Annotated in this window: 14 protein-coding genes; all 14 read left to right on the forward strand. The window is 68.5% G+C overall.

Annotated features, from left to right (window positions below; all coding sequences use genetic code 11):
• The first annotated feature begins 112 nt into the window (after positions 1–112).
• Positions 113–970, forward strand: a complete 858-nt coding sequence (locus OHT76_RS27560; RefSeq protein WP_328873544.1) for a hypothetical protein — start codon at positions 113–115, stop codon at positions 968–970.
• 63 nt (positions 971–1,033) lie between these two features.
• The gene (gene cpaB, locus OHT76_RS27565) at positions 1,034–1,741 is read left to right on the forward strand and encodes a Flp pilus assembly protein CpaB (protein WP_328873545.1); all 708 of its coding nucleotides are present in this window, start codon (positions 1,034–1,036) and stop codon (positions 1,739–1,741) included.
• A gap of 9 nt (positions 1,742–1,750) precedes the next feature.
• Positions 1,751–2,989 carry an AAA family ATPase gene (locus OHT76_RS27570; protein WP_328873546.1) on the forward strand — a complete coding sequence of 413 codons (1,239 nt, stop codon included), beginning with the start codon at positions 1,751–1,753 and terminating at the stop codon, positions 2,987–2,989.
• A gap of 2 nt (positions 2,990–2,991) precedes the next feature.
• On the forward strand, positions 2,992–3,378 hold the full coding sequence (locus tag OHT76_RS27575; protein WP_328873547.1) for a TadE/TadG family type IV pilus assembly protein: 387 nt from the start codon (positions 2,992–2,994) through the stop codon (positions 3,376–3,378).
• Positions 3,379–3,481: 103 nt separating this feature from the next.
• Positions 3,482–3,832 (forward strand): TadE/TadG family type IV pilus assembly protein, encoded by a 351-nt coding sequence (locus OHT76_RS27580; RefSeq protein WP_328876634.1) that lies wholly within the window; start codon positions 3,482–3,484, stop codon positions 3,830–3,832.
• Positions 3,833–3,846: 14 nt separating this feature from the next.
• The gene (locus OHT76_RS27585) at positions 3,847–5,184 is read left to right on the forward strand and encodes a CpaF family protein (protein ID WP_328873548.1); all 1,338 of its coding nucleotides are present in this window, start codon (positions 3,847–3,849) and stop codon (positions 5,182–5,184) included.
• A 10-nt stretch (positions 5,185–5,194) separates the two neighbouring features.
• Positions 5,195–6,139, forward strand: a complete 945-nt coding sequence (locus OHT76_RS27590) for a type II secretion system F family protein (RefSeq protein WP_328873549.1) — start codon at positions 5,195–5,197, stop codon at positions 6,137–6,139.
• A gap of 11 nt (positions 6,140–6,150) precedes the next feature.
• Positions 6,151–7,038, forward strand: a complete 888-nt coding sequence (locus OHT76_RS27595) for a DUF5936 domain-containing protein (RefSeq protein WP_328873550.1) — start codon at positions 6,151–6,153, stop codon at positions 7,036–7,038.
• A 246-nt stretch (positions 7,039–7,284) separates the two neighbouring features.
• Complete coding sequence (locus OHT76_RS27600; RefSeq protein ID WP_443049842.1) at positions 7,285–8,466, forward strand: sensor histidine kinase; 1,182 nt, start codon at positions 7,285–7,287, stop codon at positions 8,464–8,466.
• Positions 8,467–8,480: 14 nt separating this feature from the next.
• Positions 8,481–9,251, forward strand: coding sequence for a response regulator transcription factor (locus OHT76_RS27605; RefSeq protein ID WP_328873551.1), 771 nt, complete (start codon positions 8,481–8,483; stop codon positions 9,249–9,251).
• Positions 9,252–9,355: 104 nt separating this feature from the next.
• The gene (locus tag OHT76_RS27610) at positions 9,356–9,529 is read left to right on the forward strand and encodes a Flp family type IVb pilin (protein WP_328873552.1); all 174 of its coding nucleotides are present in this window, start codon (positions 9,356–9,358) and stop codon (positions 9,527–9,529) included.
• A complete protein-coding gene (locus OHT76_RS27615; protein ID WP_328876636.1) occupies positions 9,529–10,125 on the forward strand; it encodes a pilus assembly protein TadG-related protein in 597 nt (198 codons plus the stop codon). The genes OHT76_RS27610 and OHT76_RS27615 overlap by 1 nt, the downstream gene beginning before the upstream one ends.
• A 34-nt stretch (positions 10,126–10,159) precedes the next feature.
• Entirely contained in the window at positions 10,160–10,738 is a 579-nt protein-coding gene (locus OHT76_RS27620) for a hypothetical protein (protein WP_328873553.1), read from the forward strand.
• A gap of 10 nt (positions 10,739–10,748) precedes the next feature.
• On the forward strand, positions 10,749–11,375 hold the full coding sequence (locus tag OHT76_RS27625) for an OmpA family protein (RefSeq protein WP_328873554.1): 627 nt from the start codon (positions 10,749–10,751) through the stop codon (positions 11,373–11,375).
• The last annotated feature ends 67 nt before the right edge of the window (positions 11,376–11,442 follow it).

The following is an 11,442-nucleotide window of genomic DNA, read 5'->3' on the forward strand; positions in this document are numbered from 1 at the left end:
ACGGCAGTTCCTCCATAGCTACAGAAACGCTGTTCTCCGGTCATGGACCCGTGGATACAGTGCTCAGGTAGTCACGCAGTGAAGTCGACTGTGTGTCCTGGGTGTACCGGGCATGGGGAGTGGGGAGCTGCGCGTGCCAACTGCCATCGCCGTGACCAGTGCCGACCTGGCGCTGCCGCCACAGGACGAACGGACCGTCCCCGCCGTCGTGCTCCAGGGCCTGGACCGGCAACCGCTCGACCGGTCCTTGAGCGCCCTTCAAGCGGTCGTCGAGCAGTACGGCCATGTCATCGTCGTCTGCTCCGGGGCGCTCGACCCCGCCGTGGAGCGCCGACTGCACACCCTGCGCTCCCTCATGGAGAGCGACCGGATCGCCCTGTTCCGCCCCGAACTGCCGCCGCTCGGACTCGCCGTCCTGGTCCGCCAGTTGCGGCAGCTCGCCTCCTGCGACCTCAGCCCGGGCGTGCTCGCCTCGGCGGGCCGGCTGCTCACCCACTACATCCACGCCGGGGCGCTCCTCGGCTCCGTCGCCAAGCTCGACCGGGTCCCCGTCGGGCTCAAGTCCCACGCCAAGTCCTGGGTCCCGGGCGCCCACTTCGGCGTACTCGCCCACCCCGAGCCCCAGCTGGTCCGGATCGGCCCCGAAGCCGCCCTGGCCGGACCGGAGTTCGGCACCCGGATGCTCGTCGCCAGAGGCCAGCTCCAGTCCGACTGGGTCACCGACACCCTCGCCAAGTCCTGGAACGTCCAGGGCCTGCGCGAGGTGCCGCTGCCCGCCGAGTCGGCGCAGTGGTGGGGGACGGGCCGGCTGATCGAGTTCTGCGCCTACCTGTCCGACCTGTCCGTGCTGTACCAGCTCGTCACCTCGGTCCGCCAGAGCGCCTGCCACTGGTGCGGCATCGACGTCATCGGCGACCGCTGTGTGTTCTGCTCCGCGACCCCGCCCGTACCCGAGATCCGCGCAGGCTGACCGAACCCGTCAGGCCGCATCAGACCGATTCCGACCGATTCCCCCAATGAGGTTGCACGGTTCATGAACTCCCGTCAGCGCCGCGGCGTGATACTCCTGATCCTGTCGGTCGTCTGCGCCCTCGGCGCCTTCGCCGGCGTGCTGTCCGTCATCAACGACGCCGAGTCCAAGGTCGGCCCCGAGGTCACCGCCTACCGGCTCAAGGCGGACATCGACCCGTACTCGCCGCTCGGCGCGGGCCAGTTCGAGAAGATCTCGATGCCCGAGCGCTGGCTGTCCGAGAACGCCGTCACCGACCTCCGTGACATCCAGGGCAAGATCGCGGTGACGACCCTGAAGAAGGGCTCCCTGCTCCAGAGCGACATGATCGTGGCCCAGCCCGAGCTGGAGCCGGGGCAGCAGGAGGTCGCCATCATGATCGACGCGGCGACCGGCGTCGCGGGCAAGATCACACCGGGCGCCAGGGTCAACGTGTACGCCACCTTCGAGGGCGCGCGCGAGGGCGATCCCGCCCAGTCCAAGATCATCGTCACCAACGCCCGGGTTCTCGACGTGGGCGATCTGACCCCCCTGCAACCCGACGCCGACGACCGCACCCGTCAGCCCACCGACGCCGTCCCGATCACCTTCGCGCTGTCCACCATCGACGCCCAGCGCCTCACGTACGCCGAGTCGTTCGCCCAGCGGGTCCGGCTCGCGCTGGTGGCGCCCGGCAGCGACACCACGGTCCCCGAGTCGGACCGGACGTACGAACTCGCGAAGGACAAGTGAGAGGCCCGCATGCCCACGAGGATCCTCCCGGCGGTCGGTGACGCGGACGCGGTCCGTTCGGTCACGACCCTGCTCAGCCAGCTCCCGGACGCCGAGCCGGTGGCCCCGGTGGTCGACTCCACCCAGCTGATCGACACCCTCGCCCGGCTGGCCGCCGAGTCCGTCGACGAACTGCCCGAGGTGGTCGTCGTCCACGAACGCATCGGCCCGGTCCCGGCCCTGGAACTGATCCGCGAAGTCGCCCTGCGCTTCCCGGCGGTCGGCGTCATCCTCGTCACCTCGGACGCGTCCCCCGGCCTCTTCCAGGCGGCCATGGACTACGGGGCGCGGGGCCTGGTGGCGCTGCCTCTGTCGTACGAGGAACTCGCCAGCCGAGTCCAGGCGGTCGCCTCCTGGTCGGCGGGCGTACGGCGTCATCTCGGCGGCGCCCTCGAGGTGTTCACCGGCGTCGGCGGCACCGTCGTCACGGTGAGCGGCGCGAAGGGCGGGGTCGGGACGACGCTGGTGTCGATCCAACTCGCCCTCGCCGCCCAGGCCTCCGGCCGTCCCGCCGCTCTGCTCGACATGGACCTCCAGACCGGGGACATCGCCGCCTACCTGGACGTCCAGTTCCGCCGCTCCGTCGTTGACCTCGCCACCATCACCGACATCTCCCCGCGCGTCCTGGCCGACGCCGTCTTCCGCCATGACACCGGGCTCGCCCTGCTGCTCGCGCCGGGCGACGGCGAACGCGGCGAGGAGGTGACCGATCGCGCGGCCCGCCAGATCGTCAGCGCCCTGCGCTCCCGCTACGAGGTCGTGATCGTCGACTGCGGCGCCCAGCTCAGCGGCGCGGGAGCGGCGGTCGTGGAGATGGCGGACATGGCGTTGCTGGTCACCACCCCCGACGTGGTCGCCGTCCGGGGCGCCAAACGGGCCGTACGCATGTGGGACCGCCTCCAGGTCCGCAAGGCGGAGGAGACCACGGTCGTCGTCAACCGGCACACCCGCGGGACCGAGATCCAGCCCCCGCTGATCCAGAAGATCACCGGCACCGGTCTTGCGGCCACCGCGATTCCGTCGAACTTCAAGGAGCTCCAGGGCGCCGTGGACGCGGGCCGGCTCCACGAACTGGACGCCAAGAGCACCGTCAAACAGGCCCTGTGGACCCTCGCGGGCGAACTGGACCTGGTCAAGGCCGCGGCGGTCGACCGCAGGGGTGGGCGGGGCTCGGTGAGCTTCCGCCGCCGCAAGGAGATCGGGGGGTAGGCATGCGCGCACTCCGCCGCGGCGACGACCGGGGCCAGGTCACGATCGAGTTCCTCGGCATGACTCCGCTGATCATCCTGACGCTGGTGCTGCTGTGGCAGTGCGCGCTGCTCGGCTACACCTTCACGCTCGCCGGAAACGCCGCCGACGAGGCGGTACGGGCGGGTACCGCCGCGGACCCCGGTGCCCGGCAGGGCGCATGCCAGGCCGCCGGGCTGGACAAGCTGCCGGGTGCGTGGGAGGGCGGCGCGCAGGTGGAGTGCGCGACGGGCGGGGGGTATGTGACGGCCGAGGTCCGGCTGGAGGTCCCGGTGCTGTTTCCGGGGTCGATCGGGTTCCCGTTCACGGTGGAGGGGCATGCGGGGGCGGTTGAGGAGGCGACGGACTGAGATGTCGTACGGGCGCTTTCGCCGTGGCCGTGGCCAGGGGGCCGTGTTTCGGCGTGACCGTGGCCGTGGCCGGGTGGGTCTGTTTCGCCGTGGCCGCTGCCAGATGGGCCTGCCTCGCCGTGACCGTGGCCAAGTGGCACTGGAGTACCTGGGGTTCATCCCCATCCTCGTCCTGGTCGCCATGGCGGCCGTACAGATCGGCCTCATCGCCTATACCGCTCAGCAGGCGGGCACCGCCGCGCGTGCCGGAGCGCGCAGTGCCTCGCTGGACGGGCCGTTCGCCCAGGACTGTCAGGCCGCGGTGAGCGGCTGGCTGGCCGACGGGACCGCGTGCGCGAGCGCCGGGCTCGGCGACGAGGTGCGGGTCACCGCGACCGTCGACATCCCGTCCATAGTCCCCGGCTGGGACTTCGGCGACGCCACCAAGTCCGCCACCATGCCGCTCGACCACTGAGGAGCACGAGAGCCATGAGCCTGCGGGCACGGATCAACTCCCCCGAGGAGAACGGACACAGGGGCGAGGACGGCCATCTGGTCGCCTCCTACCGGGCCAAGCTCCTGGAGGAGATCGACCTCGCGGAGATGAGTTCGCTCGCCGCGGCCGAACGCCGGGCCCGTCTGGAACGCGTCCTCGGCCACATCATCAGCCGCGAGGGCCCGGTGCTGTCGACGGTCGAGCGCTCGCAGCTGATCCGCAGGGTGGTGGACGAGGCGCTGGGCCTCGGCATCCTGGAGCCACTGCTGGAGGACGCGTCGATCACCGAGATCATGGTGAACGGCCCGGACGCGATCTTCGTGGAACGGGGAGGCCGGGTCGAGCAGTTGCCGCTCCGCTTCCCCTCCCACGACCAGCTGATGCAGACCATCGAGCGAATCGTGTCGACGGTGAACCGCAGGGTGGACGAGTCGAACCCGATGGTGGACGCGCGCCTGCCGTCGGGAGAGCGCGTGAACGTGATCATCCCGCCGCTGTCGCTGACCGGCGCGACCCTGACCATCCGCCGCTTCCCCCGCTCTTTCACCCTGCACGAGATGATCGGCCTGGGCTCGCTCGACGAGCACATGGTGTATCTGCTGGCGGGCCTGGTGCAGGCCAAGTTCAACATCATCGTCTCGGGCGCGACCGGCACGGGGAAGACGACGCTGCTCAACGCGCTCTCGGGCCTGATCCCCGAGGTGGAGCGCATCATCACGATCGAGGACTCGGCCGAACTCCAGCTCCAGCAGGGCCATGTGATCCGCCTCGAGTCCCGCCCCCCGAACGTGGAGGGCCAGGGCAGGGTCACCATCCGCGACCTGGTCCGCAACTCCCTGCGGATGCGCCCCGACCGCATAGTCGTGGGTGAGGTCCGGGGCGGCGAGTCCTTGGACATGCTCCAGGCGATGTCGACCGGCCACGACGGCTCTCTCGCCACCGTGCACGCCAACAGCACGGAGGACGCGTTGATGCGCCTGAAAACCCTGGCCTCGATGTCCGACGTAGAGGTCCCCTTCGAGGCGCTGCACGACCAGATCAACAGCGCGATCGACGTCATCATCCAGCTCACCCGCTTCGCCGACGGCGCCCGCCGGATCACCGAGATCGCCATCCTCGACAGCCACGGCGGCGAACCGTACCGACTGGCCACGGTCGCCCGCTTCCACGCCCAGCCGATGGCGGCGGACGGCCGGGTCTACGGCGCCTTCGAGTACTACCCCCTCCCGCCCCGCACCGCGGACCGCCTCTACATGGCGAACCAGCCGGTGCCACAGGCGTTCGGGGTGGCGCGGTCCACGGAGCAGTTGGCCATCCGAGCGGCGAGGTAGGGAGGAACCGATGGAGTTCGAGACGCTGATCACGCTGACCACCGGGATTTCATTGCTGACCTGCGCCCTCGCGGTGGCCGGCGTCCATGCCTACGCGGCCGGCCGGGCCCAGCGCCAGGCACTGGTGGAGCGACTGTCCTCCTCGGGCCAGATCGCTGTGGGGGGCCGCAGGCGCCGCTTCGGCGACCTGGACCGCAGACTGCGCCGTACGAAGCTGGGCCGCAAGCTGGAACTGCGGCTGGCGGCGACGGGCCTGGATGTGACGCCGGGGGAGTTCTTCGTCTACATGCTGACGGCGGTGGCGGGCCTGTGGCTGGTGGGCCAGGCGACGCTGGCGCCGTTCTTCGGCCCGATAGCCGGGATGTTGGGGGTGTGGGCGGCGGTCCAGTTCCTGAACTGGCAGCGGCAGAAGCGCATCGAGCGCTTCATCAACCAACTCCCGGAGTTGGCCCGCATCCTGGCGAACGCGACCCAAGCGGGTCTCGCCCTCCGCACGGCCATCGGCATGGCGGCGGAGGAGCTGGAGGCCCCGGCGGGCGAGGAACTGGCCAAGGTGGCCAACCAGCTGGCGATCGGCGCCTCGATGGACGACGCGCTGGGCGAGCTGGCGGACCGACTTCCGTCCCGCGAACTCGTCGTCCTGGTGACGACCCTCGTCCTCTCGAACAGGGCGGGCGGCCAGGTGGTCAGCGCCCTGCGCAACCTCACGGAGACCCTGGAGGAGCGCAAGGAGACCCGCCGGGAGATCCGCACCCAACTCTCCCAGGTGAGCATGACCTCGTACGCCGTCCCGGCCCTCGGCATCGGATCCCTGTTCCTGATGAACGGCGTGAAGGACGGCGCGCTCGACCGTATGACGGGCTCACCGGCGGGACAGGTGGCGGTGATCGTCGCGTTCGCCCTGTACGCGATCGGCTTCGTGATGATCCGGCGCCTGTCGCGGATCGACGTCTGAGAGGGGCTGACATGGCACTGCTGCTGGCCCTGCTGATGGGCGTGAGCGTGTGGGGCGTCTTCGCGGGAATCCGCATGTACCGGGCGGACGCGAAACTGCCGGGTGACTTGCAGCTGGCGCTGGAGGTGGGCGCCACGCGCACGGGCGCGGTGGACTCCCTCATCGACCGCATGGGCATGCGGTACGCGCCCGCGGTGCTGCGCCTGATGGGCCCCAAGCAGGTGGCGAAGTACCGCCGCAAGATCGACCTGGCGGGCAACCCCGGGGGCCTGACGATCGACCGCTACGCGGCGCGCCGAGCGGTGTACGGCTTCCTGGGCGCGGTGGGCGGACTGGTGTTCCTGATGAGGGGCCAGTACCTGGTGACTCTGCTCCTGTTCGCCTTCGGCGCGTTCTGGACGGAGGTAGGAATCTGGTCGGCGATCCGGATCCGCAAGGACGTCATCGAACGGACGCTGCCGGACTTCCTCGACGTACTGGCGGTGGTGGTGAGCGCGGGCCTGGGCTTCCGCCAGGCCCTCGACCGCGTGGCCTCGCGCTACGAGGGCCCCTGGGCGGACGAACTGCGCATCACGCTCCGCCAGATGGACCTCGGCATGAGCCGCCGCCAGGCCTTCGCGGAACTCCGTCGCCGCAACGACTCGGAACAGGTCGCCATGTTCGTAACGGCACTCCAGCAGGGGGAGGAGCTGGGGGCGCCGATCGTGGACACGCTGGTGGCCCTGGCGAAGGACATGCGCAGAACGGACGCCCAGAACGCCCGCCGGAAGGCGGCGAGGGCGGTACCCAAGGCCACGATGATGATCACGACGTTCATGGTCCCGGCCACGATGATCCTGTTGGGGGCGGGGTTGCTGCTGGGGTCTGGGACGGACTTCGGGTCCATTACGGGGGAGTAGGGGATCGGGATGGGGATGGGGATGGGCCTGGGGATTCGGGTGAGGGGGTTGAGGGTGGGGGGTGTGCCGGTGAGGGTGACCACGTCTCCGTATCTGAACGAGCCCCAGGGCTTGAGCGGACAGCTGCCGTGGAACGCGCCGTTGGCGGCCGACGGCACTCAAGGCCGGATGCCCACCAAAACAAACCCCGCACTCAAAGACCCCGCAATCCCCCTCCAGATAAACGCCCTACAGGCAACCACCCGCATGGTCTTCGCCTTCCGCCTGGCCATGCTCGCCCTCTCCGCCCCCGCCGCCCTCCTGAACGCCGCCCCCGGCCTGGGCACCCGCCTCGTAGCCGCAGCCGTAATCGCCACCTTCATGGCCAGCTACGCCCTCTTCAGAGACTGGGAACGCTTCGGCCCCCTACTCCTCCGCCACCCCACCCTCCTCGCCGCAGACACCCTCTTCGGCGCCCTGCTCCTGGTCTCCGCAGGCCCGGACACCCCCCTCGCCTACGTCAGCGTCTGCACACCCCTCCTGGCCGGCATCGCCTACGGCTACCGAGCCGCCGCGATCTTCGCCAGCCTCCAGTCCCTGATCCTCCTCCTCGTCTACGCCACCACAGCAGACGCCGACACAAGCCTCGCTGAGAAACTCCTGCTCCCCGGCTTCTGCGTCATCACAGGCGCAGCAGGCTCAGCCCTACGCAACTTGATGCTCCGCTTCGGCGAAGCAACCCAGGCCCTGACCACCACCAGAGCCCGCCTGGCCGCGACAGAAGCCGTGAACGCCGAACGGGCCCGCCTGGCAAGGGAAATGCACGACTCGGTGGCAAAGACACTGCACGGAGTAGCCCTGGCGGCAGACGGCCTGGCAGCAACGGCAACCAGAACCCCCCTGAACCCCACCCTGATCAAGGACCAGGCGGAACTGGTAGCGATGGCAACACGCCAAGCGGCAGGGGAGTCCCGCAAACTCCTCATGGACCTACGCACAGAGCCGAAGCCGCCGCCCCCCAAGACGGACGTCCTAACGCAACTGAAGTCCCAGACAAGGGACTTCACAACCCGCACGGGCGTCCCCACGACCTACAACCCGACAAGCACCCGCACCCCCACCCCCCACCTCCCCCCCGAGGTAGCCGACCAACTCCTCTCCATCGCCGCAGAAGCCATGGAAAACGCCCACCGCCACGCCACCCCCACCACGGTGGACGTCAGCGCGGGAGTACACGGCAACCTGCTCCGCATCAGCGTCTACGACGACGGCAGCGGCCTCCCCCCGAACACCTCCCTCGAACGACTCCGCAGCACAGGCCACTTCGGCCTGGTCGGCATGGTCGAACGAGCCGCATCGGTGGGCGCCCGCATCCGCATGGGCCGAGGCGACCACACGAAGGGCACGGAAGTCCTCCTGGAACTCCCCTTGCCGACCCTGAGGAACTGACGGAGGCACCCCCCATGCCAGACGCCACAAGAAGCACCCAACCACCGCCCCCCTTCCCCCCACCCCCACCACAGACCACCCCCCTCCGAGTAGTGGTGGCCGACGACAACCCGGTGGTCCGAGCAGGCCTGACGGCACTGCTGACAGGCCGCGAGGACATCACGGTCGTAGCGGAAGCGGCGGACGGCCGAGAGGCATACGAGGCAGCGAGCCATCACCGCCCGGACGTGGTGTTGCTGGACGTCCAGATGCCAGGCGTGGACGGCATCGCGGCACTCCCGTACCTGGTAGGCATAGCGCCGGTGATGATGCTGACGTACAGCAGGGAATCGCAAACGGTGGAGGAGGCCCTGCGCAGAGGAGCCAACGGCTACCTGGTCCACGGCGAGTTCACGGCAGCCCAACTGGTGGACGCCGTAAAGGCCGTTAAGCAAGGCAAACCCCACTTCACCACGACGGCGGCGGACGCGCTCCTCGCGCAACTCCGCAGGACCGCGGATTCGCATCAGCATACGGAAGGATCCGCTCCACCCCCCAATAATCCCGAACCCCTTTCGCAAGTGCAACCGAATGTGGGACAGTCCTCCGGCAGGGCAAAGTTCCAACTCAGCACGAGGGAGGCGGAGATCATGGACCTCATCGCATCCGGCATGACCAACCACCAGATCGCCGCCACCTGCTTCATCAGCGAGAAGACGGTCAAGAACCACATCAACCGCATCTTCGCCAAACTCCACAGCACCACCCGGGCCCAGGCCGCCGCCAAGTGGCTGGGGGTGACCTGACATGCCCCGACTTTGGGCCCACGGTTGGGCCCCAGGACCCTCGACCCCCCACCACCCCCACCCCTACGGTGCCCGCACCGCAGCCGCTACCGGAGGGGAACACCATGAACAACTGGTTCAACACCCGCGCAGCCCAGGACGACAAGGGGCAGACGGCGGTGGAGTACCTGGGGATCATTGCGGTGGTCGTTGCGATTGTGTTGGCGATTACGGGGACGGACATCGGTCAGACGATCTACGACGCCATCGTGGACAAAATCGACGAGGTCACCGGTTGATCAGGAGCCGCGGGTACGGCGACGCAGGGCAGGCATTCCCCATCTACATCACTGTGGTGGGGGGCCTGCTCTTTCTTGCGTTGGCCTACCTTGCGGTCGGCCAGGCGGCAGCGAACCGCAACGGAGCACAGACGGCTGCGGATGCGGCGGTACTCGCGGCGGCACAGGACACCCGGGACCAGCTTGCGGGCAAGTGGGTGGAGGACGTACTCGACCCGACGCAGTGGCAGGACATCTTCGACGGTTACGCGGCTGGACTCACTCCTTCGTGCTGGCGGGCGTATCAGCTCGCGGGCCAGAACGACGCGCACGTGGAAGCGTGCGAGCAGACGGGTCCCTTGGAGTACGAGGTCGCAGTCCAGATGGACAAGCCGGTCGGAGACTCCATCGTCCCCGGCACGGAGGGCAAGTACGCGAAGGCGTCTGCCATCGCCGTGATCGAGTCCCGCTGCACGTTCGAGCTTCCCGGCGAGGACGCCGGAGACGAAGTGCTGCCGCAGTTGACCTGCGAGGACAGGAATTGGGACCTGGATCCGGACGACCTCACGGATCTGCCAGGTCCGGAGGACCTCTTCGACGTTCATCTGGCCGACTGACAACCGAACGACAAGTGATGAAGGAAGCAGAGGCATGAGCATTCGGTTCACTACGAAGGCCCGTAGGGGGATGGTCGCGTTGACCGTTGCGGCCGGTCTGGCCGTCGGTGTGGCCGGCTGCGGAGGCGGGGGGGATGACGACAAGAAGCCCGAGGCGTCGACGTCGGCCTCGAAGGACAACGGGTCCAATCCGAGTGCTCAGGAGGGGACGGACGAACTGCTGGCCGAGCTCAGGGGCGAGGAGGGCTTGGTGCTCCGGATCGCCTCTGCCCAGAGGGACTCCGGCGGCTTCGTGACCGTAAGCGGTGAACTGAAGAACGACGGCGACGAGGCAGCTCGCGTTTCGGTACGCACAGCGGGCGACGAGACCGAGATCCTGAGGCACGGATCGTCACTGGGCGGAGCCACTCTCGTCGACTCTGCCAGCAAGAAGCGCTATTACGTGCTGCGTGACACCGACGGCCGCCCACTGACGACCACCGACATGCCGAGGATCAAGGCAGGCGACTCGATCCCCGTCTTCATGCAGTTCCCCGCCCCGCCCACCAGCACAACCGACGTAACCTTCCAACTCCCCACATTCGCCGCCGCCACCATCCAGATCTCCGGCTGAGGCAGCCGCCATGACGACCAAGACCCTCACCACAGCCATGGCCGCCGCCACCGTCATGCTCGCCACGACCCTCTACGGCACAACCGCGGCCCACGCGGACGAAAACCCGAGCGTCCCCCCGGGCACCGAAGCAACAGCCACCGCCCCCGTAGAAGTAGACCCCAACGACCCCGACCTGAAGCTCCCCGAGGGCGCCACCCTCGCCGAAGCCAAGGTGCTGGACATCAAACAGGTCGTCGAAGACCAGAGCGGCGACGAACGCCGAGAAGACACCAACGCGGACGTGAAGTTCGCGCTGCAGGCAGAGGTCCTGTTCCCCAAGGACAGCGCAAGACTGAACGACGAAGCAAAAGCCCGTATCGCCGCAATCGCGGAAGAGATCAACACTCAGAAGGCAACAAAGATCCGAGTCTTCGGCTTCACGGACAACCTGGGCTCGTCGGCCCACGGCGACGTCCTGTCAAAACAGCGCGCCAACGCCGTAGAAGACGTCCTGAAGTCGGAACTGAACGACCCGAACATCACGTACGAAGTGCGAGGTTACGGCGAGCAATACCCCATCGCGTCGAACACAACAGAGGCCAGCCGCAAGAAGAACCGAAGGGTAGAGGTCAGCTTCCCGCGCTCAGAGAACTGACGCAGACGCGACGCCGCCACGGGGAGAACGCACGTGACCGTACTCATGGTCGCAGCGGCACTGTACG

Source organism: Streptomyces sp. NBC_00287, assembly GCF_036173105.1.
Lineage (GTDB): Bacteria > Actinomycetota > Actinomycetes > Streptomycetales > Streptomycetaceae > Streptomyces.